This window comes from Amycolatopsis keratiniphila subsp. keratiniphila, from assembly GCF_001620365.2.
Taxonomy (GTDB): domain Bacteria; phylum Actinomycetota; class Actinomycetes; order Mycobacteriales; family Pseudonocardiaceae; genus Amycolatopsis; species Amycolatopsis keratiniphila.
The window spans coordinates 30,087-52,180 of sequence record NZ_LQMT02000011.1; the positions used below are offsets into that span (position 1 = coordinate 30,087).

Annotated in this window: 23 protein-coding genes; 17 read left to right on the plus strand and 6 right to left on the minus strand. The window is 68.8% G+C overall.

Going from position 1 to position 22,094, the window contains the following annotated elements:
* Positions 1-58 precede the first annotated feature (58 nt).
* The 12 genes from hppD to AVR91_RS11115 all read left to right on the plus strand — a co-directional run bounded on the left by hppD (position 59) and on the right by AVR91_RS11115 (position 13,110).
* A complete protein-coding gene (gene hppD, locus AVR91_RS11060; protein ID WP_076857316.1) occupies positions 59-1,111 on the plus strand; it encodes a 4-hydroxyphenylpyruvate dioxygenase in 1,053 nt (350 codons plus the stop codon).
* The gene (locus AVR91_RS11065) at positions 1,108-2,184 is read left to right on the plus strand and encodes an alpha-hydroxy acid oxidase (RefSeq protein WP_063275787.1); all 1,077 of its coding nucleotides are present in this window, start codon (positions 1,108-1,110) and stop codon (positions 2,182-2,184) included. Before hppD ends, AVR91_RS11065 begins: the two co-directional genes overlap by 4 nt.
* 72 nt (positions 2,185-2,256) lie before the next feature.
* A complete protein-coding gene (locus AVR91_RS11070) occupies positions 2,257-3,603 on the plus strand; it encodes a cation:proton antiporter (protein WP_063275786.1) in 1,347 nt (448 codons plus the stop codon).
* 211 nt (positions 3,604-3,814) lie between these two features.
* The gene (locus AVR91_RS11075) at positions 3,815-5,227 is read left to right on the plus strand and encodes an NDP-hexose 2,3-dehydratase family protein (RefSeq protein WP_063275804.1); all 1,413 of its coding nucleotides are present in this window, start codon (positions 3,815-3,817) and stop codon (positions 5,225-5,227) included.
* Between the two features lies 1 nt (position 5,228).
* A complete protein-coding gene (locus AVR91_RS11080; RefSeq protein ID WP_063275785.1) occupies positions 5,229-6,206 on the plus strand; it encodes an NAD-dependent epimerase/dehydratase family protein in 978 nt (325 codons plus the stop codon).
* Positions 6,203-7,312: a DegT/DnrJ/EryC1/StrS family aminotransferase gene (locus tag AVR91_RS11085; RefSeq protein WP_063275784.1), complete on the plus strand. Its 1,110-nt coding sequence runs from the start codon at positions 6,203-6,205 to the stop codon at positions 7,310-7,312. Before AVR91_RS11080 ends, AVR91_RS11085 begins: the two co-directional genes overlap by 4 nt.
* 23 nt (positions 7,313-7,335) lie before the next feature.
* Entirely contained in the window at positions 7,336-7,953 is a 618-nt protein-coding gene (locus tag AVR91_RS11090; protein ID WP_063275783.1) for a dTDP-4-dehydrorhamnose 3,5-epimerase family protein, read from the plus strand.
* A 153-nt stretch (positions 7,954-8,106) separates the two neighbouring features.
* A complete protein-coding gene (dpgA, locus tag AVR91_RS11095) occupies positions 8,107-9,207 on the plus strand; it encodes a 3,5-dihydroxyphenylacetyl-CoA synthase DpgA (protein ID WP_063275782.1) in 1,101 nt (366 codons plus the stop codon).
* Positions 9,201-9,863, plus strand: a complete 663-nt coding sequence (gene dpgB, locus AVR91_RS11100) for an enoyl-CoA-hydratase DpgB (RefSeq protein WP_063275781.1) — start codon at positions 9,201-9,203, stop codon at positions 9,861-9,863. The genes dpgA and dpgB overlap by 7 nt, the downstream gene beginning before the upstream one ends.
* Positions 9,860-11,074 carry a (3,5-dihydroxyphenyl)acetyl-CoA 1,2-dioxygenase DpgC gene (gene dpgC / locus AVR91_RS11105; protein ID WP_083737494.1) on the plus strand — a complete coding sequence of 405 codons (1,215 nt, stop codon included), beginning with the start codon at positions 9,860-9,862 and terminating at the stop codon, positions 11,072-11,074. Before dpgB ends, dpgC begins: the two co-directional genes overlap by 4 nt.
* Positions 11,071-11,862, plus strand: coding sequence for an enoyl-CoA-hydratase DpgD (dpgD, locus tag AVR91_RS11110; protein WP_063275780.1), 792 nt, complete (start codon positions 11,071-11,073; stop codon positions 11,860-11,862). Before dpgC ends, dpgD begins: the two co-directional genes overlap by 4 nt.
* A 171-nt stretch (positions 11,863-12,033) precedes the next feature.
* A complete protein-coding gene (locus AVR91_RS11115) occupies positions 12,034-13,110 on the plus strand; it encodes a 3-deoxy-7-phosphoheptulonate synthase (RefSeq protein ID WP_063275779.1) in 1,077 nt (358 codons plus the stop codon).
* A gap of 74 nt (positions 13,111-13,184) precedes the next feature.
* On the opposite strand, the gene AVR91_RS11120 is transcribed toward AVR91_RS11115, so the two are convergent.
* Complete coding sequence (locus AVR91_RS11120; protein ID WP_228708002.1) at positions 13,185-13,586, minus strand: winged helix-turn-helix transcriptional regulator; 402 nt, start codon at positions 13,584-13,586, stop codon at positions 13,185-13,187.
* Positions 13,587-13,614: 28 nt separating this feature from the next.
* Here AVR91_RS11120 and AVR91_RS11125 point away from each other — a divergent pair, with 28 nt between their 5' ends.
* Entirely contained in the window at positions 13,615-14,181 is a 567-nt protein-coding gene (locus tag AVR91_RS11125) for a hypothetical protein (RefSeq protein WP_228709181.1), read from the plus strand.
* Between the two features lie 335 nt (positions 14,182-14,516).
* Here AVR91_RS11125 and AVR91_RS11130 read toward each other — a convergent pair whose 3' ends face one another.
* On the minus strand, positions 14,517-15,401 hold the full coding sequence (locus AVR91_RS11130) for an oxidoreductase (RefSeq protein ID WP_063275778.1): 885 nt from the start codon (positions 15,399-15,401) through the stop codon (positions 14,517-14,519).
* A gap of 88 nt (positions 15,402-15,489) precedes the next feature.
* Here AVR91_RS11130 and AVR91_RS11135 point away from each other — a divergent pair, with 88 nt between their 5' ends.
* On the plus strand, positions 15,490-16,137 hold the full coding sequence (locus tag AVR91_RS11135) for a response regulator transcription factor (RefSeq protein ID WP_063275777.1): 648 nt from the start codon (positions 15,490-15,492) through the stop codon (positions 16,135-16,137).
* Here AVR91_RS11135 and AVR91_RS11140 read toward each other — a convergent pair.
* Positions 16,134-17,018, minus strand: coding sequence for an ADP-ribosylglycohydrolase family protein (locus tag AVR91_RS11140; protein ID WP_063275776.1), 885 nt, complete (start codon positions 17,016-17,018; stop codon positions 16,134-16,136). The genes AVR91_RS11135 and AVR91_RS11140 overlap by 4 nt on opposite strands.
* Before the next feature lie 247 nt (positions 17,019-17,265).
* Here AVR91_RS11140 and AVR91_RS11145 point away from each other — a divergent pair, with 247 nt between their 5' ends.
* The 3 genes from AVR91_RS11145 to AVR91_RS11155 all read left to right on the plus strand — a co-directional run bounded on the left by AVR91_RS11145 (position 17,266) and on the right by AVR91_RS11155 (position 19,315).
* Positions 17,266-17,580 carry a hypothetical protein gene (locus tag AVR91_RS11145; protein WP_063275775.1) on the plus strand — a complete coding sequence of 105 codons (315 nt, stop codon included), beginning with the start codon at positions 17,266-17,268 and terminating at the stop codon, positions 17,578-17,580.
* A gap of 34 nt (positions 17,581-17,614) precedes the next feature.
* Positions 17,615-18,826 (plus strand): hypothetical protein, encoded by a 1,212-nt coding sequence (locus AVR91_RS11150; protein ID WP_063275774.1) that lies wholly within the window; start codon positions 17,615-17,617, stop codon positions 18,824-18,826.
* A gap of 78 nt (positions 18,827-18,904) precedes the next feature.
* On the plus strand, positions 18,905-19,315 hold the full coding sequence (locus tag AVR91_RS11155; RefSeq protein WP_063275773.1) for a hypothetical protein: 411 nt from the start codon (positions 18,905-18,907) through the stop codon (positions 19,313-19,315).
* Between the two features lie 167 nt (positions 19,316-19,482).
* Here AVR91_RS11155 and AVR91_RS11160 read toward each other — a convergent pair whose 3' ends face one another.
* The 3 genes from AVR91_RS11160 to AVR91_RS11170 form a co-directional block, all read right to left on the minus strand.
* Positions 19,483-20,466, minus strand: coding sequence for a glycosyltransferase (locus tag AVR91_RS11160; RefSeq protein ID WP_063275772.1), 984 nt, complete (start codon positions 20,464-20,466; stop codon positions 19,483-19,485).
* Between the two features lie 63 nt (positions 20,467-20,529).
* Entirely contained in the window at positions 20,530-20,997 is a 468-nt protein-coding gene (locus AVR91_RS11165; RefSeq protein ID WP_394329950.1) for a hypothetical protein, read from the minus strand.
* Between the two features lie 193 nt (positions 20,998-21,190).
* Complete coding sequence (locus tag AVR91_RS11170) at positions 21,191-21,931, minus strand: alpha/beta fold hydrolase (protein WP_063275771.1); 741 nt, start codon at positions 21,929-21,931, stop codon at positions 21,191-21,193.
* Between the last annotated feature and the right edge of the window lie 163 nt (positions 21,932-22,094).

A 22,094-nucleotide genomic window follows, 5' to 3' on the forward strand; every position in this document is an offset into this window, starting at 1 on the left:
GAAATGGCTTCGCGCCATCCTGTGATCGAGGATTACATCTATTCCACGGAGGAATGTCTTGTCTTCTCACGAAAGCACGCAGAATTTCGAGATCGACTATGTGGAAATGTATGTGGCCAACCTCGAGGTGGCCGCGTCCGGCTGGATGGACAAGTACGACTTCTCCGTCACGGCCACCGACCGGTCGGCCGACCACCGGAGCGTGACGCTGCGGCACGGCGCGATCGCGCTGGTGCTGACCGAGCCGCTGTCGGACCGGCACCCCGGGGCGACCTACCTGCAGACCCACGGTGACGGGGTGGCCGACATCGCGCTGCGCACCCCCGACGTGGCCGCCGCCTTCGAGGCCGCGGTGAAGGCGGGCGCGGAACCCGTCCGCGAGCCGGAGAAGCGGTCGGACTCGGTCGTCACGGCCACCGTCGGCGGTTTCGGCGATGTCGTGCACACCCTGATCCAGAGCGACGTCGCCGAGGAGGCCCCGCGCGGCAAGGGCGGTGTGGACCTCGGCGTGATCGACCACTTCGCGGTCTGCCTGAACGCGGGCGACCTCGGCCCCACGGTGGCGTTCTACGAGCGCGCGCTCGGCTTCAAGCAGATCTTCGAAGAGCACATCGTGGTCGGCGCGCAGGCGATGAACTCCACCGTCGTGCAGAGCACGTCGGGAGCGGTCACCCTCACCCTGATCGAGCCCGACAAGACCGCCGACCCCGGGCAGATCGACGACTTCATCAAGGAGCACCACGGGTCCGGTGTCCAGCACATCGCCTTCACCAGCCCGGACGCGGTCCGCGCGGTCAAGGAGCTTTCCGCGCGCGGCGTGGAATTCCTGAAGACCCCGGACACCTACTACGACCTGCTCGGCGAGCGGATCGAGCTGGAGACGCACTCGCTGGACGATCTGCGCGAGACGAAACTGCTCGCCGACGAGGACCACGGCGGCCAGCTGTTCCAGATCTTCACCGCCTCCACGCATCCGCGTAAGACGATCTTCTTCGAGATCATCGAGCGCCAGGGCGCCGGCACGTTCGGCAGCTCGAACATCAAGGCCCTGTACGAAGCCGTGGAGCTGGAGCGCACCGGGCAGAGCAAGCTCGGCCCCGCCCGGCGATGACCCACCTCTGCCTGGACGACCTCGAACGTGCCGCACGGGCGGTGCTGCCCGGCGAGATCTGGGATTTTCTCGCCGGGGGCAGCGGCGCCGAGGCATCGCTGGCGGCCAATCGCACCGCGCTGGAGCGGATCTTCGTGATCCCCCGGATGCTGCGTGATCTGACCGGCGGCACCACCGAGGCCGAGGTGCTCGGCCGGCGCGCTTCGCTCCCTGTGGCGGTCGCGCCGGTCGCGTACCAGCGGTTGTTCCATCCCGAAGGCGAGCTCGCGGCGGCACGAGCGGCGCGCGACGCCGGGGTGCCGTACACCATCTGCACGCTCAGCAGTGTCCCGCTGGAGGAGATCGCGGCCGTCGGTGGACGGCCGTGGTTCCAGCTGTACTGGCTGCGCGACGAAAAGCGGTCCCTGGAGCTCGTGCGCCGCGCGGAGGACGCCGGCTGCGAGGCCATCGTGTTCACCGTCGACGTGCCGTGGATGGGGCGGCGGCTTCGGGACATGCGGAACGGCTTCGCGTTGCCGGAATCGGTGACGGCGGCCAACTTCGACGCCGGTGCGGCCGCGCATCGCCGGACCGAAGGGCTTTCCGCCGTCGCCGACCACACCGCGCGCGAATTCGCCCCGGCCACTTGGGAATCCGTCGAGGCGGTCCGCGCGCACACGGGCCTTCCGGTGGTGCTCAAGGGGATCCTCGCGGTCGAGGACGCGGTGCGCGCCGTCGACGCGGGTGCCGCCGGGATCGTGGTGTCCAACCACGGAGGCCGTCAGTTGGACGGCGCCGTCCCGGGGATCGCGATGCTGGAGGAGATCGCGGACGCCGTCTCCGGCGGCTGCGAAGTGTTGCTGGACGGCGGTATCCGGACGGGCGGGGACGTACTCAAGGCGCTCGCCCTCGGCGCGTCGGGAGTGCTCGTCGGGCGGCCCTTCATGTGGGGGCTGGCCGCGGACGGCCAGGAGGGTGCCCGTCAGGTGCTCGACCTGCTCGCCGTCGAACTCCGGAACGCGCTGGGCCTGGCGGGCTGCGACTCGGTGAGCGCGGCCCGGCGGTTGAGCACGAGGGTTTCCCGCCACGCCTGACGATTTCGCGTGACCGGACACGGGCCGTGCTCCGGGTCCGGTCACGTGTGCCGCGTTTGCCGAAGGAGGAAAGTGTTTCTCTCGCTTCCCGCGCCGATCGCCCCGATCGCCGCGCACAGTCTCCTGATCTTCCTGCTGCAGGCGGGTCTGCTGCTTCTGCTCGCCGTCGTCTTCGGACGCCTCGCGGCCCGGTTCGGGATGCCTGCCGTCGTCGGCGAGTTGTTCGTCGGGGTGCTGCTCGGTCCTTCCTTGCTGGCGTGGGCGCTACCGGGGTTGCACGGCCGGCTCTTCCCGGCGGTCGCCGAGCAGTACCACCTGCTCGACGCCGTCGGCCAGATCGGGGTCCTGTTGCTGGTCGGGCTGACCGGTATGCAGCTGGACATGCGGATGGTCCGGCGGCGTTTCGGTGCCGCGGCCGGAGTCGGCTTCGGCGGGTTGATCATCCCGCTGGGCCTCGGAATCGGCGCGGGTTTCGTCCTGCCGAGGATGCTGATCCCCGACGGGACCGACGTCACCGTCTTCGCGCTGTTCCTCGGGGTGGCGATGTGCGTCAGCGCCATCCCCGTCATCGCCAAGACCCTGATCGACATGAACCTGTTGCACCGCAACGTCGGGCAGCTCACCCTCGCCGCGGGGATGATCGACGACGTGTTCGGCTGGCTGTTGCTGTCCGTCGTCAGCGCGATGGCCGTGCAGGCGGTGACGGCGGGCACCGTGCTCGTTTCCCTCGCCTGCTTGATCGCCATCGTCGTCTTCGCGCTCACGCTCGGCAGACCCCTGGTCAGGGGCGCGCTGCGCGTGGCAGGCAGGTCCGACGGCCCCTGGGCCACCGTCGGTGTCGTCGTCGCCCTGTTGCTCCTCGCTTCGGCCGGCACGCACGCACTCGGTCTCGAGGCCCTTTTCGGCGCGTTCATCTGCGGCATCCTGATCGGCACGGCGGGAAAGGTGGACCCGGCCGTGCTGGCGCCCTTGCGCACCGTCGTCCTTTCGGTGTTCGCGCCGCTCTTCTTCGCCACGGCCGGTCTGCGCATGGATCTCACCGCGCTCATCCGCCCTGAGGTGCTGCTCACCGGGCTCGCGGTGCTCGCGCTGGCCATCATCGGCAAGTTCACCGGTGTGTACGCCGGAGCGCGGATCAGCGGCCTGAACAAATGGGAAGGGCTGGCGCTCGGCGCCGGGCTCAACGCCCGCGGCGTCATCGGGATCATGGTCGCCACCGTCGGCCTGCGGCTGGGCATCCTCGGCGTGGAGATCTACACGATCGTCATCCTCGTCGCCATCGTCACGCCGCTGATGGCCCCACCGATCCTGCGATTCGCGGTGAAACGACTGGAACAGACGGCCGAGGAACAGGTGCGGGAGACCGAGCAACAGGCTTGGAGCACGCACTCGGCGGTGCAGAAGGAACAGTTCCTGTAGGCGGGCTTCGCACCTTCCGCTCGATGTCCCTTATGGACAGTCAACCTTCCAGGCCGCCGAATTGGACGATCTGGACCCCCGAGAGCCGCCGAAGCTACCTTTTAGCGGGGCATGGGGGTTGATGAATCGACGATGCGCGCGGGGTTTCGCCTCAGTTCCGGCCACTACCCGATCGACGACATGGAGCAGCGGGATGCCGAGAAGTCCTATGATGCTGCGTTGCCTGGTACCACCGCCCGCGGTGCGCCCGCGGGAAGACCGCGACCACACGGATCGCATCGCCTTGTCGGCGGCCACCACCGACGGAGCGCATATGCGGACCGAAGACGTCCGCGCGTGGATCGACGAACGTCGTGAGGCGAACGTGTTCCACGTCGAACACATCCCGTTCGCGGATCTCGACCAATGGGGATTCCAGGGCGGGACGGGCAATCTCGTGCACAGCAGCGGGCGGTTCTTCGCCATCGAAGGCCTGCACGTGGTCGAGCACGACGGTCCGCACGGCGACGGTCCTTACCGCGAATGGCAGCAGCCGGTCATCAAACAGCCCGAAGTGGGTATTCTCGGCATCCTCGCCAAGGAATTCGACGGTGTCCTGCATTTCCTGATGCAGGCGAAGATGGAGCCGGGGAATCCCAATCTGGTGCAGTTGTCGCCGACCGTGCAGGCCACCCGCAGCAATTACACCAAGGCGCACGGCGGCTCGAACGTCAAAATGATCGAATACTTCGCGCCGCCCGACCCCGACCGGGTCATCGTCGACGTCCTCCAGGCGGAGCAGGGGTCGTGGTTCTTCCGGAAGAGCAACCGCAACATGATCGTCGAGACCGTCGACGACGTGCCGCAGGGCGACGACTTCCGCTGGCTCACCCTCGGTCAGATCGCGGAACTGATGTACGAGGACGAGACGATCAACATGAACTCGAGGAGCGTGTTGTCGTGTCTTCCCTACCACGACCCGGCTCCCGGCGCGGTGCTCTCCGACGTCCAGCTCCTGTCGTGGTTCACGAACGAACGTTCGCGCCACGACGTGCGCGCCGCCCGTATCCCGCTCAAGGACGTCCGCGGCTGGAAACAGGGCGCCGAGGCGATCGAGCACGAGGAAGGCCGGTACTTCAAGGTCCTCGCGGTCGCGGTGAAGGGGAGCAACCGGGAGAAGATCAGCTGGACCCAGCCGTTGCTGGAATCCGTGGGGCTGGGGGTCGTCGCGTTCCTCGTCCGTGAGATCGACGGCGTGCGGCACGTCCTGGTGCACGCCCGGGTCGACGGCGGCTTCGTGGACACCGTCGAGCTGGCGCCGACGCTGCAGTGCACACCGCACAACTACGCGCATCTGCCCGAAGAGAGCCGCCCGCCCTTCCTCGACGAGATCATGTCGGTCCCGCGGTCGCGGATCCTTTACGAGGCGATACATTCCGAGGAGGGTGGCCGGTTCCTCAACGTCAGGGCCCGCTATCTCGCGGTCGAGGCAGGCGACACGGTCGATCCGCCGCCCGGCTACGCCTGGGTCACCCCGGCGCAGCTCACCGCGCTCACCCGGCACGGGCACTACGTGAACGTGGAAGCCCGCACCCTTCTGGCGTGTATCAACGCTTTGACCGCACAGCCGCGCGGAGGCGCCTGACATGAAGCAGATCACCGTCCTCGGCGCGTCGGGTTTCCTCGGCTCGGCCGTCACCCGTGAACTGTCCCGACGGCCGATCCGGCTGCGGGCGGTGTCGCGCAAGCGTTTCACCCCCGCCCCCGGACCGGCGGAAACCACCGTCGTCGCCGCCGACCTCACCGACCGCGCCGCGCTCGCCGACGCCGTCGCGGGCTCCGACGCGATCGTCTACCTGCTCCTGGGCGACGGCGGCTGGCGGGCGGCCGAGACGCAGGGAGCGGAACGCGTGAACGTGGGCGTTCTGCGGGACCTCGTCGACGTCGCCGGGAACGGTGACGGGCCGCCCCCGCTGGTGCTGTTCGCCGGCACCACGACGCAGGTCGGTGTGCCGCCACGGGAACCGCTCGACGGGACCGAACCCGACCATCCAGCGACTCCGTACGACGTTCAGAAGCTCGAAGCGGAACAGATCCTCAAGAAGGCGACCGCCGACGGCCGGGTGCGGGGGATCAGCCTGCGGCTGCCGACGATCTTCGGTGAAACCGCGACCGAAGGCGCGAACCACGACCGCGGTGTCGTGTCCGCCATGGCGCGGCGAGCGCTCGAAGGGCTGCCTCTCACCGTCTGGGGCGACGGGACGGTGCGACGCGACCTGATCCACGTCGAGGACGTCGCCAAGGCCTTCACCGCGGCACTGGATCACCCGGATTCCCTGGTGGGCGGGCACTGGCTGATCGGTGCGGGCCGGGGCGACCGGCTGGGTGAGGTGTTCCGGCTCGTGGCGAAGGAGATGTCCGAGCACACCGGGACGGACCCGGTGGAGGTGGCCTGCGTGGAACCGCCGTCCCACGCGCCCGCGACGGACCTTCGCAGTATCACCATCGATTCCGCCGCCTTCCGGGCGATCACCGGCTGGCGCCCGGAGATCTCGCTGCCCGAAGGCGTGCGTCGTACCGTCGCCGCTTTGACCGCCCCAGTTCACGGAAAGGCACGCACATGACCACGCGCGTTTGGGACTACCTGGCCGAATACGGGAAGGAGCGGCTCGACCTGCTCGACGCGGTCGAGACGGTCTTCAATTCGGGACAGCTCGTGCTCGGCGCGAGCCTCCGCGGCTTCGAGGCGGAATTCGCCGCGTACCACGGGGTCGAGCATTGCGTCGGGGTCGACAACGGGACGAACGCGATCAAGCTCGGTCTCCAGGCGCTGGGTGTCGGTCCGGGCGACGAAGTGATCACGGTGTCGAACACCGCCGCTCCGACCGTGGTCGCCATCGACGGAACCGGTGCCACCCCGGTCTTCGTCGACGTCCGCGAAGACGATTTCCTGATGGACACGAGCCAGGTCGCCGCCGCGATCACCGAACGCACCAAATGCCTCCTGCCCGTGCACCTGTACGGGCAGTGCGTGGATATGGCGCCGTTGAAGGAGCTCGCCGCGAAGCACGGACTGTCCATTTTGGAGGATTGCGCGCAGGCGCACGGGGCCCGGCAGAACGGCACGATCGCCGGGTCGACCGGCGACGCGGCGGCGTTCTCCTTCTATCCGACCAAGGTGCTCGGTGCCTACGGGGACGGCGGCGCGACCATCACCTCCCGGGAAGACGTGGAGCGGCGGCTGCGGCGGTTGCGGTACTACGGCATGGAGGAGCGGTACTACACGATCGAGACGCCGGCCCACAACAGCCGCCTGGACGAGGTCCAGGCCGAGATCCTGCGGCGCAAGCTCACCCGGCTCGACGCGTACACGGCGGGCCGCCGCGCCGTCGCCGAGCGGTACGTCGAAGGTCTCGGCGACACCGAGCTGAAGCTGCCGAAGACCGTCCCCGGCAACGAGCACGTGTACTACGTGTATGTGGTGCGCCACCCGCGCCGTGACGAGATCCTCGAGCGGCTCAAGGCCTACGACATCCACCTGAACATCAGCTACCCGTGGCCCGTGCACACCATGACCGGGTTCGCGCACCTCGGCTACGAGACCGGGTCGCTGCCGGTCACCGAGAAGCTGGCGGGCGAGATCTTCTCGTTGCCGATGTACCCGGCGCTGTCCGCGGATCTGCAGGACAAGGTGATCCACGCGGTCCGCGAAGTGCTGTCCACCCTCTGATCACGCCAACCGCAGGAGTAGCTGTGCAAGCACGTAAACTCGCCGTCGAGGGCGCGCTCGAATTCACCCCGCGCGTCTTTCCGGACGACAGGGGCCTGTTCCTCTCGCCGTTCCAGGAGGAAGCGTTCGCCGAGGCGCACGGCGGCCCGCTCTTCCCCGTGGCGCAGACGAACCACAGTGTGTCCAAACGCGGTGTGGTGCGCGGTGTCCACTACACCGTGACCCCGCCGGGGATCGCGAAGTACGTCTACTGTGCCCGCGGCAAGGCCCTGGACATCGTGGTCGACATCCGGGTCGGCTCGCCCACGTTCGGGAAATGGGACTCGGTCCTGATGGACCAGGAGACCCACCGGACGATGTACTTCCCCGTCGGTGTCGGCCACGCCTTCGTCGCGCTCGAGGACGACACCGTCATGTCGTACATGCTCTCCGGGGGCTACGTGCCGGAGAACGAACTCGCTCTTTCCGCGCTGGACCCCGCCTTGGGCCTGCCCATCGGCTCCGGCGTCGACCCGATCCTGTCCGACCGGGACCAGGTGGCCATCACGCTCGCGGAGGCGCAGCGGCAGGGCCTGCTGCCGGACTACGCCACCAGCCGCGAGATCGAGCGGCGGCTGACCGGAGTGCCGCTTTCGGCCTGATTTCCTTGTCCGTGAAGGACTCCTGAGGTCCCTCAAGGAGTCCTTCACGGACCGAACCAGCACACGAGACGAGAGAAAGGTGAGGTCGATGCGCGCCGCGCGGTACAAGCAGCTGCTCCGGAGCAAATTGAGAACATGGGGATGGATGTATCGATGACTGCCCTGGCCGAAACCACCGCGGACCTTTCCGTCCACAATGGATTGACCGAGATCACCCGATTCGCCGGCGTCGGCACCGCGGTGTCCGAGTCGTCCTACTCGCAGTCCGAGCTGCTCGAAATCCTCGACATCGAGGATCCGAAGATCCGCTCGGTCTTCCTGAACAGCGCCATCGACCGGCGTTTCCTCACCCTGCCGCCGGAGGGTACCGGCGGCGCCCGCGCGGCCGAGCCGCAGGGCGACCTCCTCGACAAGCACAAGAAGATCGCCGTCGACATGGGTTGCCGTGCCTTGGAAGCCTGCCTGAAAACGGCCGGAGCGACGCTTTCGGATCTGCGTCACCTGTGCTGTGTCACCTCGACCGGGTTCCTGACGCCCGGCCTGAGCGCGCTCGTCATCCGGGAAATGGGCATCGACCCGCATTGCAGCCGCTCGGATATCGTGGGCATGGGCTGTAACGCCGGTCTCAACGCGCTCAACGTGGTCGCGGGCTGGTCCGCGGCGCATCCCGGCGAACTCGGCGTCGTCCTGTGCAGCGAGGCGTGTTCCGCCGCCTACGCGCTGGACGGCACGATGCGGACCGCGGTGGTCAACAGTCTTTTCGGCGACGGATCCGCGGCGCTCGCGGTCGTCTCCGGTGACGGGCGCGTGCCGGGTCCGCGCGTCCTGAAATTCGCCAGCTACATCATCACCGACGCGGTCGACGCGATGCGCTACGACTGGGACCGTGACCAGGACCGGTTCAGTTTCTTCCTCGACCCGCAGATCCCCTACGTGGTCGGCGCGCACGCCGAAATCGTCATCGACCGGCTTCTGTCCGGGACGGGCCTGCGCCGCAGCGACATCGGCCACTGGCTGGTGCATTCGGGCGGGAAGAAGGTGATCGACGCCGTCGTCGTCAACCTCGGCCTGAGCCGGTACGACGTGCGCCACACCACCGGTGTGCTCCGCGACTACGGGAACCTCTCCAGCGGCTCCTTCCTCTTCTCCTACGAGCGGCTCGCCGACGAAGACGTCGCCCGTCCGGGGGACTACGGCGTGCTCATGACCATGGGGCCCGGCTCCACGATCGAAATGGCGCTTATCCAATGGTGACACGTAACGAAAACAAGGGCGGGCCGATGCTGCGCTTCGACGGATCCCGTCCGCTGTCCGCCGCGATCGTCGAGGAGATCGACGCGCTGTGCGATCGGGCCGAGGACCAGCGTGAACCGGGACCGGTCACCATCCACGTCACGGGCGCCCCGGCCGACGGCTGGGCGAAGGGGCTGGCGGTCGGGCTCGTGTCCAAATGGGAGCGGGTCGTGCGCCGGTTCGAACGCCTCGGCAGGCTCACGGCCGCGGTGGCGTCGGGCGAATGCGCCGGAACGGCCTTGGACCTCCTTCTCGCCGCCGACATCCGGATCGCCGAACCGGGCACCACGCTGCGGCTCGCGTCGGCCGGCGGTGGCACCTGGCCGGGCATGACCGTGTACCGGCTCACCAAACAGGCGGGGGCGGCGGGCATCCGCCGGGCCGTGTTGCTCGGGGCCCCGCTCGGGACGGAGCGCGCGCTCGCCCTCGACCTGATCGACGAGGTGTCCGAAGACCCGGCGAAGACGCTGGCCGAGCTGAACGTCGTCATGGACGGCGCCGAGACGGCGATCCGGCGGCAGCTGATCTTCGAAGCGGGCTCGACCACCTTCGAAGAGGCTCTCGGTTCCCATCTGGCCGCGGCCGACCGGGCCCTGCGGCGGGAAGCCAAGTCGTGACGGCTCTTTCGCCAGGGCTCGACCTCCGGGCCCTGGCGGGGGAGGCCCACCGGGTCGACGACGACGTCCGGACGCTGCGCGCGGCCTTCGTCGAGGCGCACGCCGAAGAGATCTACGCCGAACTCACCGACGGCAGGACGCGATACCTGCGGATGGACGAACTCGTCCGCGCCGCCGCGCTCGCCTTTCCCGGTCTGGTGCCGTCGGAGGAGCAGATGGCGGCCGAGCGTGCGCGGCCGCAGGCGGAGAAGGAAGGGCGCGAGATCGACCAGGGCATCTTCCTGCGCGGGATCCTGCGCGCCCCGAACGCCGGCCCGCATCTGCTCGACGCCATGCTCCGGCCCACCGCCAGGGCTCAGCGGCTGCTCCCGGAGTTCCTCGAAACCGGCGTGGTGCGGATGGAAGCCGTCCGGCTGGAGCGGCGGGACGGCGTCGCGCACCTGACCCTGTGCCGGGACGACTGCCTGAACGCCGAGGACGCCCAGCAGGTCGACGACATGGAGACCGCGGTCGACCTGGTGCTGCTCGACCCGTCCATCCGGGTGGGACTGCTGCGGGGCGGAGTGATGAGCCATCCCCGTTACGCGGGGCGCCGGGTGTTCTGCGCGGGGATCAACCTCAAGAAGCTCAGCTCCGGGGACATCCCGTTGGTGGATTTCCTGCTGCGGCGGGAAACGGGGTACATCCAGAAGATCTTCCGCGGTCTGCTGACGGACGATTCCTGGCATTCCGGGTTCACCGGCAAACCCTGGCTGGCGGCCGTCGATTCCTTCGCCATCGGCGGCGGGACCCAGCTGCTGCTGGTCTTCGACCATGTGCTGGCGGCGTCCGACGCGTACCTCAGCCTGCCCGCGGCCAAGGAGGGGATCATCCCCGGCGTCTCCAACTTCCGGCTTTCCCGGATCGCGGGGCCGCGGGTGGCCCGGCAGGTGATCCTCGGCGGCCGCAAGCTCCGGGCGGACGAGCCGGACGCCCGCTCGATCGTCGACGAGGTCGTCCCTCCGGAGAGCATGGACGAGGCCATCGACAAGGCGCTCGCCCGGCTCGACGGGGAAGCCGTCGCGGCCAACCGGCACATGCTGAACCTTTCCGAGGAACCACCGGAGGAATTCCGCCGGTATATCGCCGAATTCGCGCTGCAGCAGGCCCTGCGCATCTACGGCGCGGACGTGATCGGCAAGGTGGACGGCTTCGCGGTGGGCTCGCGGTGAACGGCGTCCGGTACGAGAAGAAGGACCACGTCGCCTACGTGACGATGGACCGGCCCGAAGCGCTGAACGCGATGGACCGGCGGATGCACGCGGAACTCGCCGGGATCTGGGACGACGTCGAAGCCGACGACGACGTCAGGGCCGTGGTCCTGACCGGGGCGGGGGATCGGGCGTTCTCGGTCGGGCAGGACCTCAAGGAGCGCGCGCGGCTGACCGACGAAGGCGTTGAAGCGTCGACGTTCGGCAGTGCCGGTCAGCCGGGCCATCCCCGGCTGACCGACCGGTTCACGCTGTCCAAACCGGTGGTCGCGCGTGTGCACGGCTACGCGCTGGGCGGCGGCTTCGAACTGGTGCTGGCGTGCGACATCGTCGTCGCTTCCGAAGATGCGGTCTTCGGGTTGCCGGAGGTCCGTCTCGGGCTGATCGCCGGGGCCGGTGGTGTTTTCCGGTTGCCGCGTCAGCTTCCGCAGAAAGTGGCGATGGGTCATCTGCTGACCGGACGCAGAATGGACGCGGCGACGGCACTGCGCCACGGCCTGGTCAACGAGGTCGTCCCGTTCCCGGAATTGGACCGGTGTGTCGCCGAATGGACCGGCGACCTGGTGCGTGCCGCGCCGCTTTCGGTGCGGGCGATCAAAGAGGCCGCGCTGAAATCACTCGACCTCCCGCTCGAAGAAGCGTTCAAAACCTCGTATCCGTGGGAAGAACGGCGGCGGACGAGCGCGGACGCGAGTGAGGGCGCCCGTGCCTTCGCCGAAAAACGGGATCCGATCTGGACCGGTCGCTGAATCCGGGTTGGACCGTTGTTCCGCGTGGCGGATGGTGGAAGATTCGGCGTAAGAGAATTCTCGCTCGAGTAAATGCCGGGCCTGCTTCTTAGTTCACCCGAGACCGCCGGCCGGGCCGGGAAAACCCGGCTTTCCCGCCCCCGGTGCCGGCAGAAACCCTGGATATCTGTGATGACAACCATCGCCACGGTCGAACTCGACAACCAGCGCATCGACCGGATGGTCCCGCTGGTCACTCCCGCCCTGCTGCACCACGAACTGCCGCTCAGCGCGACCGCGGCCGACACGGTCCGCCAAGGCAGGGAAAACGTCCTCCGCGTCCTCGACGGCACGGACGACCGGCTGCTCGTGATCGCCGGGCCCTGCTCGATCCACGATCCCGCCGCGGCACTCGAATACGCCGACCGGCTCGCCGCCATGGCGGACCGGTTCGCCGACGAACTCCTGATCGTCATGCGCGTGTACTTCGAAAAGCCCCGCACGGTCGGCGGCTGGAAGGGACTCATCAACGATCCGCACCTCGACGGCACCGGCGACGTCAACCGAGGGCTGCGCATCGCGAGGGACCTGCTGCTCGAACTCGCCGAGGGCGGCCTGCCCGCCGCGTGCGAATGGCTGGACACCACGATCCCGGCGTACCTCGCCGACACCGTCTCGTGGGGCGCGATCGGCGCGCGCACCGTGGAAAGCCAGAACCACCGCATGCTGGCCAGCGGTCTGTCCATGCCGGTCGGTTTCAAGAACCGCCGCGACGGCGACGTCACCGTCGCGGTCGACGCGATCCGCGCCGCCGAGGCCCGGCACGTCGTCCCCGGCGTCGACCCCAGCGGGCTGCCCGCGATCCTGCACACCGTCGGCAACCCGGACTGTCACCTCGTGCTGCGCGGCGGCAACAGCGCGCCGAACCACAACCCGGCGTCCGTCCGCGCGGCGCTCACCACACTGCAGAACGCGGGCCTGCCCCGCCGGGTCGTGATCGACGCCAGCCACGACAACAGCCGCAAGGACCACCTCCGGCAGGCCGTCGTCGCGGGTCAGATCGCCGAACAGGTCAAGAACGGCCAGCGCGGCATCGTCGGCGTCATGCTCGAATCCAACCTCCAGGCGGGCCGCCAGGACCTCCACCCCGACCGGCCGCTCACCTACGGCCAGTCCATCACCGATGCCTGCATCGACCTCGCCGCCACCCAAGAGGTCCTGCAGACCCTCGCCACGGCCACCGCCACCCGCCGCTCCGGATTGCGGTGAAGTCGTGTTCGCCCTCCAATCACGCGAGATCGCTCTTCAATCACGCGAGATCGTTCTTCAATCACGCGAGATCGCTATCCGATCACGTCGGCGCAGGTCATCGCGGCGTTCGGCGCCGCGTCGCCCCGCGTGCGTTCGAGATGTGCCTCGCCCCAGACCCTGACCCCTTCGACGACCGGCAGAACCGTTGCGCCGTAAGGAGTGAGCCGGTAGATGACGCGCGCCGGGACCGGCCCGGTGACCACGCGTTCGACGAGTCCGTCGGCTTCGAGTTCGCGGAGCTGCTCGGCCAGCACCTTGGGCGTGATGGGGGCGCCCCGGCGGCGGAGACCGGCGAAATGGGACTCGCCGTGGGCGAGCCAGTACAGCAGCGTCAGTTTCCATTTCCCGCCGATCGCGGCGAACGCCGCGGCCATCGGACAGCCGGGCAGCGGGTTGGGACGGGGAAGGTTACCCAGAGGTGCCTTCTTGTTCATGACCGTTCTCCGCTCGGATAGTCGGACCATGACCGTGCCATACAAACGAATCCTGACAGTGGGTCTTTCGGCCCTGATGCTGATCGCGACGGTGGCGTCGGGCGACGCGTCGACCTCGGGCACCGATCCCCAGCGGGCGTTCGACTGGGAGATCGGCACCTGGCGCTCCACGGTGCGGGTGCTCGCCGAGCCGCTGTCGGAATCCGCGGACCAGTGGCTCCAGTTCGCGGGCACCAGCACCGTCCGTCCGCTCATGGACCGGCGGGCGAACGCCCTCGAATTCGAGGTTTCGGGCCCCGACGGGCGGATCGACGCGCTCAACCTGCGGCTGTACGAACCGCAGGCGCAGCGGTGGAGCCTGACCTTCGTCAACATGCGCGACGGTCTGCTCACCCCGTCGGTCCGCGGCGGGTTCCGTGACGGCGTCGGCGAGTTCCACGGCGACGACCAGCTCGGCGGCCGTCCGATCAAGGTGCGTTTCCTCGTCTTCCGGCAAGGCCCGGACGAAGCGCGGTTCGAGCAGGCGTTCTCCGCCGACGGCGGGACGACCTGGGAGACGAACTGGGTCGCTGTGGATCGCCGGGTCCGCTGGTGAGGCTTCGGCGCGGCGGGTGGTGAGTAGGAAGGATTCGGGACACTCAACGTCCCAAATCCTCCACACTCGACCGTGCCGCGGCGAGCGTGCGAATCACATTCGCCCTGATCGGGCGCGGGTACGCGAACATCGACCGGTTCCAGCCCGAATCGCCACTCACGACCACCCCTTGTGCGGGGCCGGCCGTTTCGCGTGACTGATTGGACGACACGCGTGAGCCGATGGACGACTCGCGTGACTGATCGGACGGCACAACGAGTCGTCCCTCTGGACACGCGTGTCGTCCCGTTGATCACGCGCGCCGTCCATCCGCGCACTGCGGTATGAAACGCCATTCACCCTCGACCGACGCCATCCAGCAAAGCCAGGTCCGCCTCGCTCAACCGAAGGCCGCCCGCCGCGACGTTCTCCGCCAGATGCCCGGGATCGCCGGTCCCGGGAATGGCGAGGACGTGCGCGCCCCGGTGCAGTGTCCAAGCGAGCCGGATCTGCGCCGGGGTCGCGTCGTGCGCCGCGGCGACCTTCGCGACCTCGGCCTCGCCACGAACCGCCCCGGGCGCGGCTCCCGGAATCGAGGTCGTCACGGCGAAGAACGGCACGAACGCGATGCCGAGTTCGCCGCACAGGTCGAGCAGGGCGTCGTCCTCGCGGTCGGCCAGGCCGTAGCGGTTCTGCACGCAGACCACGGGGGCGATCGACCTCGCTTCGGTCAGCTGGTCCGCCATGACGTTGGAGATGCCGAGGTGCCGGATAAGGCCCACCTCGCGCAGCTCCGCCAGCGCGCCGAAATGCTCGGCCACCGAGCCGGGCTCCTTGCCCATCGCGGCACCCCAGCGCAGATTGACGACGTCGAGGTGGTCGAGGCCGAGTTGCCGGATGTTCTCCTCGACCTGGCCGCGCAGCCGGTCCGGCCGGGCGAAGGAGAACTCGCCGTCACGCGACCGGCCCGCGCCGACCTTCGTGGTGATCACGAGGTCTTCGGGGTACGGCTGGAGCGCGGTGGCGATCAGCTCGTTCGCCGAACGCGTGGGCGTGAAGTAGAAGGAAGCCGTGTCGATGTGGTTGACGCCGAGTTCGATCGCGCGGCGCAGGACGGTGATCGCGTCCTCGCGGCTCTTGGGTTTCTCGTCCCAGGGCATCCCGGTCAGCCGCATCGCGCCGAGGCCGAGGCGGTTGACGGTGAGGTCGCCGAGCCGCCAGGTGTCGTGAAGGTTCGTCATATCCCTCAGCGTCGTGACGCGCCCGCTCGTAGTCAGAAAATGGCAACAAGCTGCCACCCGGTCGCGCGGCTGGGGCAGTATCGGTGTCATGCGGACGAGTGATGCGGTGACGATCGTGCGCGGCGAGGAGGAGCTGTTCCGCCGCGTCGGGCACCTGTTCTCGACCGTGACGGACATGGCGTGCGCGGCCAACGACCTCGCGACCTGGGTCGCCGCCCACGGAGCCGGCGAGCTCGCCGAGCGCAGGGCGGGCCAGGTCCGGATCCGCAAGATCTACCGGGCGGGCCTGTTGCTCGACCCGGGGTCCGCGCAGGAGCTGGCGAGCATCCGCGACCGGCACGGAGCCCAGGTCCGCATCTCCACCGAGGACCTCAACGAGACGATCGTCATGGACGGCAGACTCGTCATCCTCGCCGGTGACCTCACCGCCGGGCAGCGCGGCTACAGCGTCATCACCCAGCCCGAAACCGTGCAGGGCGTGATGTCGCTGTTCGAGGCGGCGTGGCGATCGGCGACCGATCTCGCCGTCTTCGACGCGCGGGTGTCCGAGATCCGGCGGCTCGCGCCCGCGGTGCTGGACCTGCTCGGCAGCGGCGTCAAGGACGAAGCCGCCGCCCGGACCCTCGGCCTCGGCGTGCGGACCTATCGGCGCCGGGTGGCCGAACTGATGGCCGCCCTCGGCGCCGAGTCCCGCTTCCAGGCCGGAGTCCGGGCGCGCGAGCTCGGCTTGGTCTAGACGCCCGCCCAGTCCGGCAGCGGTTCGCAGGTCTCCCGCCAGGACAGCGGCAGGCCCTCGATACCGACTCGGGTCGCGACGATGCCGCCGACGATGGCGCACGTGGTGTCGACGTCGCCACCGGCGGCCGCCGTGGTCCAGAAGGCCTTCTCGTAGTCGTCGAGGTAGTGGGCCGCGACCCACAGGGTGAACGGCACCGTGTCGTGAGCGCCGGTGTGGCTGCCGTTGCCCAGCTCCCGGGCGGCGGTCTCGGCCGAGGGCTCGCCGACCAGGCGGAGGGCGGCTCGGACACCGTCGTGCACGCGGCCCGGCGGCACCCGCCGCAGCACCTGGCCGAGGAAGTCCTCCGGTGACGGCGGGTCCGGGGTGGCGGCCAGCGAGGCGGCGACCGCCACCGCGATCGCGCCGGCCACCCCGTCCGGATGGGTGTGGGTCACCTCGGCCGAAAGCGCGGCCTGACGCGCGGCCTCGTCGGGCTCGCCGCCGAACCAGGCACCGAGCGGCGCGACGCGCATCGCCGCGCCGTTGCCCCAGGAACCCTGCCCGTCGAACAGATCCGCGACCAGTTCACGCCACGAGCCGCCCTCGCGGACGAGCCGCAGCAACCGGTTCATGGACGGGCCGTAGCCGCGATCGAAGTCGTGGTGCGTCGCGAAGCTCGCGGCGAGCAGGTCCTGGTCGATGTGGCCGCCCCGGTCGAGGACGGCGAAAACGGAGCACGCCATTTCGGCGTCGTCGGTCCATTGCCACGGGCCGGGCGGTGGTTGCCGCCGCACCCAGTGGTCGCGATTTCCGGGGACGAAGAACTGGGAACCCAGCGCGTCGCCGAGGGCCAAGCCGTACAGGGAGTTCAAGGCGCGAGTGCGCCGATCGATGGTCATCGCGGCCCATTCTGGCAAAGCCCCCGACCGGGTGAGCTTCGGCTCTGCCGGTGGGGGCCGGGAGGGTAGGATCTCCCCGCCGAGGACGCCGTGGAAATCTTCCGGGAACCAACGCGCGGCCGGATGCGTCGGTGTACACGAACGGCGTCATCGCGTTTACGGAAACGGTGCGCACGCGTGGGTGGGAACTCATAGGGTGCGCGGTAGAGCAATATGGGTCAGGCAAGCACGGGCTGGAGGATCATTCATGACTCGCCGATTCGATCCAGAGCAGATCGCCGCGCTGGCCAAGAAGGTCGGCGGGCTCAAGGACGGCTACACCGGCACGGGCAAGGACCTGGGCGACGGCGACCCCGGAGCCGCTTTCGGCGACCTGAAGAACGCGGCCGGCACGGGGACCACCATCAAGGGTTTCCACCGCGGGGTGAACGCCGAACTGGCGGCCGCCGCGAAGCTCGTCGACGCCGCGTCGAACGCGCTGGCCAACGCCGCGCAGCGGATGCGCAACGACGAGGCCGCGGGTGTCGACACCCTCCGCGGCAACGCTCGCGAGCGGGACTGATCGGACTGAAGACGGGAACCAGGGGGATTTACCGATGACCACCGCGGAGCGGAATCCGAGCACGCTCGACGACCCGTCGCACGACCGCCCGAAGTCGCTGGACGCCATCGACAAGCACGCCCAGCAGACGCAGAAGCTCAACTCGGGCGCGGTCAACGACCAGGCCAGGAAGGTCGGCGGAGCCGCAACCAGGGCCAACGACCTCGGCGACGACCTCAAGGTCTTCCGCGAGGACGTCCTGCGCCACTGGGAAGGCAAGGACGCCGACGCCGTCGCCGACCACCTCGAAAAGCTCGGCAAGGCCAGCTACAAGGTCAGCGACAAGGCCGAGGCCGCCAAGAACATCCTGCAGCGCGTGTCGGAGATCCTGGACGAGGTCAAGAAGAAGGTCGCACAGCTCGCCCAGGAAGCCAACGACAAGGACGCGGACAACCGGAAGCTGATCGACGCGGCACGCCGCCGGAAGAACAGCTCCGAGGACGACAACGAGATCGCCGCGGCCGCGTCGGACATCGAGCGGCTCCGGACGCTCAACGAGAAGGACTCGAACGGCAAGAAGGACGAGATCGAGAAGGCGCTGGACGACGCCGAGAAGCAGATCGACGATCTCCTCAAGCCACTCGGCCTGGAGATCGAAGGCGGTTTCATCGAGCTCATCCCCGCCGACGACGGCCAGACCACGGCGTCGAGCGTCAACGCGAAGCCGGTCAACTCCAACCTCAGCAGCACTCCCAGCTACGGCGGGGGAGACGGCGGCGGTGGTGGAGGCGGCGGTGGTGGCGGTGGTGGCCCCGCCGGAGTGCCGGGCGACGGCAGGCCCGCCAAGCCGATCGACGCCCGCGGCGACAACCCGGCGAAGATCGCGGAGCAGTTCCTCGGCCGCAACGCCGGCGACCTCAAGGGCAGCGGTGAGCTCCCCGCCATGCAGTCGTGGGTGCCCAACAACGTCAACTGCGCGAACTTCGTTTCCGGCTGTCTCGAGGCGGCGGGCCTGATCGACAAGGGGCAGGCCAGTGCCTCGGTCGCGGGCCTGACGGCCAACCTCGAAGCGGACGGCTGGCGGTCGGTGCCGCTTTCCGAAGCGAAACCCGGCGACGTGGTGATCTCGAACAACGGCGGGCACGTCGTGCTGTACGCGGGCGATGGCCAGTTCATCGGCTCGAACAACGTCAACCCCGACGGTTCGCAGAGGATCAGCATGGGCGGCGGTGGCGGCCTCGTGAAGATCCTCACCCCGCCGACCTGATCCGACAGAACGCCGTAGCAGCACCGGGCAGGCGGACGCGATCATTCGCGTCGCCGCCCGCCAGTGGGAGGTAGCTTGATGTACACCCCGTCCGCACGACCGTTTCCGGTGGCGCTGAACCCCGGCGACCCGGTCCGGGAAGCGGTGCTCCAGGCCGCCACGGCCCGGCTCGACGAGGAGTTCGGCGATCAGGTCCAGGTGGCCGTGGAACAGCTCGACCGGCTCGGTCCCTGGGTGTTCCTGCAGGGCACGATGCGTCCCGCCCAAGCCGGCCGTCCGTACTACGCCGGCACCATCTACGAGAACCGCCGGGCCGACGGCGTCATGTCCGACGTCTATGTCGCCCTGCTCAAGAAGAAGAGCGATACGAACGTCGACGACGACCCGCGGTCCTGGCGGGTGGCCAACTGCGCCATCGGCCCGACCGACGTCGCCTGGCTGACCTGGCCGGACGACTACGAGATCCCGCAGGAGCTGTTCGGGTTCTGAGCCGCACTCACGTGATCGAAGCCGGAACTCGCGTGATCAGAGGCGGAACACCCGAGTGCGGCCTCCAATCACGCGAGTCACGTCCCTGATCACGCGAGTCACGCCTTTGCACACGCCGTGCCTGTGTTCCCGACCGGGACACGGTTGGCTCTAGCCGTCCTTAGCACTCACGAGGTCCGCGCCCAGTCCGGCAGGGTGCGGGCGACCTCGTCGGGCGAGGGCATCCGGGCGATCTCCTCGGCGATCGCCCGGGCCGCGTCGCGATGGCCGTTCCGCCCCAGCAGGGTCCGCGTGTGTCCGGTGACGGCTTCCGCGTTCAGTTCGCCGGGCTGAAGGCTCAGCGCGGCCCCCGCGGTGCACAGCGCTTCGGCGTTGGCGAAGTGGTCGGCGCCCTGGGGGAGGACCAGCTGCGGGACACCGGCGGCGAGGGCGCCGAGCGTCGTGCCGCTGCCGCCGTGGTGCACCACCACGTCGACGTGCGGCATCAGATCCGGTTGCGCTACCCAGGCCCGCACCGTGACGTCGTCCGGGAGGGCGCCGAGTTCCTCCGGGCGGATCCGTCCCGACGCGACCACCACGTGCGCGCCGAGCGGCGCCAGCCCCCGGATGGCCGTGGTGAGCACTGCCGGCGTGCCGAACGCGGTGCCGAGCGTCAGGTAGATCAGCGGTCGCGCGGTCTTTTCCAGCCGCGGCGCCGGTTCGGAGAACGGAACGGGACGCAGTTCGACGCGTTCGGCCGTCGCGAGGAAATCCTTGTCCTGCAAGGAAGGCGGGCAGATGTCGAGATGCGGCCGGGCGGGCCGCGCCGGCGGCTGAAGCCCGATCCCGTCGGGGAACATGCGGCCGAAACCGTGCCAGAGCCCCGGGATCCCGGCGCGTTCCGCGGCGACGGCCACTCCCGGTTGCCCCCATTCGTGCACGACGAGGTCGGGCCGTAGCCGCGCCAAGTCCGGTTCGAGGTCCTCGGCGTAGATCTCGTAGAACGCGTCCGCCGGCCGGAACGGCCTGAGACCGTTCCGGAGCAGCGGCGGATGGACGTTCTCGCCGGCGGCGAACCACACCTCGTGCCCGGCGTCCCTGGCGGCGATCGCGAGGGGGATCAGCGGATAGGTGTGGCCGACCGACGCAAGGCTGGCGAAAAGGACTCGCATTCTCCAGATGTTAGCACCAGATGTTCTGAACATCTGAAAGCTCGGGTGGTCGCGCTGAACACCTCACCGCACCTCCAGCTGCAGGGAGCTGTTCGGCACACCGCAGACCACCTCGGTCCCGGATTCCGTCAGGCGGGCGCAAGTCCACTTGCCCTGGATGTCGAGCACCCGCTCGCCGGGTCCTTCGGCCTGCGGCAGTTTCCCGTAGTACTCGGTGATCACGTTGTACGCTTCGGTGCAGCCCGGCGTGGTGCCGTCCGTGGCGGCCACCGCGATCAGGTCCATTTTCGGCCGCCCGGGGGCACCGACCTGTCCGCCGTGCTTGCTGCAGTTGACGTCTCCGCTCGAAGACTCTCCGGCGGCCGCCGCCCCCTGGCCACCGCCCGGCTGAGCCTGTTCGACGGCCGCGTTCTTCACCGGAGAACCATTTCCCACGACATTGTTCCCCGTGCACGCGGAAAGCAGTGCGGTGGCCGCGAGTGCGCCACCCACAATGGCGGCTTTGACGGTCTTCTTCGCGGTGAATTTCATTTCAGCGCCCCTCTCGCATCCCTTGTTCGAAGCTTTGTCCCCGAAGACGCCGGAAGTGGAATGGGGTTGCGTCGAAAAGCGGCCGCGGCGCGGGGCTGCCCGAAGGTCCGGACCGGCGTGCCCGCACGGGCACGACCGTGTCCGGCCACGCAACCCTCCCGGCGTGACCCGCCGGGAGGGGGGCGCGAGCGGGTTACGGGATGACGCGGTTGCGCAGGTTGTTCGGGTACGGGCCTTCGCCGTGGATGTTCAGCTCTTTGGCCACTTCGAAGCTGTAGAACGGATGCGAGTTGAAGTAGCTGTCCAGATTGGTGCCGCCGAAGCAGATCAGATCCGCGCCGCCTCCCGCGTTGGGGCCGTTGCAGAGGCTCAAGGTCGGGTACCGGAAGGAATCCACCGGCCGGAAACCGGCGCCACCGGGGCCGGGAACGGGCAGATGCCCGATCAGGCCGCCGGGATCACCCGGCCAGTTCGACTCGACGGGCTGCCGCCGCCCGTCGGCGAACAGCACGCCCTGGATGTTCCGTCCGGGCGGTTCGGTCTCCAGCACCGTGCCCGCGACGAGCGCGCCGAGGCTGAACCCGACGATGTACACCTTCGTTTCGAGGTCGCAGCCGTAGGTGACATAGAGGTTGTAGAGCGCGGTGCGGAGATTGGCGACACCGGCGTCGACATCGGCGTACAGATTGACGTCGCCGGCACTGTTCGGATACGGGATGCGCACCGGGTCGGCGCCGCCCGGCGCGAGTCCCCGGTCGAGCAGCTTTTGCGCGCCACCGTCCTGATATCCCGGGACGACGAACATGACGGGCCCGCACGGACCCTCCGGCCGGGCGGGTGCCGCCTGCGCCGCTCCCGCACCGGCGATCGCGCCGGCCAGGGTGACGACGGACAGGACGGCGGTCGCGAGCAAACGCGCTCCGGTTCTTTTCATCGGTTTCTCCCCACTGTCGTATTGCCGCGCCGAACGCTAATGAGGGCCGATGAAATACCGATGAAATATGCCGCCGTACGCACTTTCGGGTGAAGTTTCGATGCGACGGCGTGGACACCGAAAGTGCGAACGAAATCGGCGGGCTCACAGGGAAACACCCGCG

Excerpts from the sequence above, each read along its gene's own strand:
- dpgA (WP_063275782.1), top strand. The coding sequence starts at position 8,107 with ATGACTGCCCTGGCCGAAACCACCGCGGACCTTTCCGTCCACAATGGA.
- AVR91_RS11155 (WP_063275773.1), top strand. The coding sequence starts at position 18,905 with ATGTACACCCCGTCCGCACGACCGTTTCCGGTGGCGCTGAACCCCGGC.
- AVR91_RS11115 (WP_063275779.1), top strand. The coding sequence starts at position 12,034 with ATGACAACCATCGCCACGGTCGAACTCGACAACCAGCGCATCGACCGG.
- AVR91_RS11125 (WP_228709181.1), top strand. The coding sequence starts at position 13,615 with ATGACCGTGCCATACAAACGAATCCTGACAGTGGGTCTTTCGGCCCTG.
- AVR91_RS11080 (WP_063275785.1), top strand. The coding sequence starts at position 5,229 with ATGAAGCAGATCACCGTCCTCGGCGCGTCGGGTTTCCTCGGCTCGGCC.
- AVR91_RS11160 (WP_063275772.1), bottom strand. The coding sequence starts at position 20,466 with ATGCGAGTCCTTTTCGCCAGCCTTGCGTCGGTCGGCCACACCTATCCG.
- AVR91_RS11170 (WP_063275771.1), bottom strand. The coding sequence starts at position 21,931 with ATGAAAAGAACCGGAGCGCGTTTGCTCGCGACCGCCGTCCTGTCCGTC.
- AVR91_RS11140 (WP_063275776.1), bottom strand. The coding sequence starts at position 17,018 with ATGACCATCGATCGGCGCACTCGCGCCTTGAACTCCCTGTACGGCTTG.
- AVR91_RS11075 (WP_063275804.1), top strand. The coding sequence starts at position 3,815 with ATGCTGCGTTGCCTGGTACCACCGCCCGCGGTGCGCCCGCGGGAAGAC.
- AVR91_RS11165 (WP_394329950.1), bottom strand. The coding sequence starts at position 20,997 with ATGAAATTCACCGCGAAGAAGACCGTCAAAGCCGCCATTGTGGGTGGC.
- AVR91_RS11150 (WP_063275774.1), top strand. The coding sequence starts at position 17,615 with ATGACCACCGCGGAGCGGAATCCGAGCACGCTCGACGACCCGTCGCAC.
- AVR91_RS11120 (WP_228708002.1), bottom strand. The coding sequence starts at position 13,586 with ATGAACAAGAAGGCACCTCTGGGTAACCTTCCCCGTCCCAACCCGCTG.
- dpgB (WP_063275781.1), top strand. The coding sequence starts at position 9,201 with ATGGTGACACGTAACGAAAACAAGGGCGGGCCGATGCTGCGCTTCGAC.
- AVR91_RS11130 (WP_063275778.1), bottom strand. The coding sequence starts at position 15,401 with ATGACGAACCTTCACGACACCTGGCGGCTCGGCGACCTCACCGTCAAC.
- AVR91_RS11135 (WP_063275777.1), top strand. The coding sequence starts at position 15,490 with ATGCGGACGAGTGATGCGGTGACGATCGTGCGCGGCGAGGAGGAGCTG.
- AVR91_RS11085 (WP_063275784.1), top strand. The coding sequence starts at position 6,203 with ATGACCACGCGCGTTTGGGACTACCTGGCCGAATACGGGAAGGAGCGG.
- AVR91_RS11065 (WP_063275787.1), top strand. The coding sequence starts at position 1,108 with ATGACCCACCTCTGCCTGGACGACCTCGAACGTGCCGCACGGGCGGTG.
- AVR91_RS11145 (WP_063275775.1), top strand. The coding sequence starts at position 17,266 with ATGACTCGCCGATTCGATCCAGAGCAGATCGCCGCGCTGGCCAAGAAG.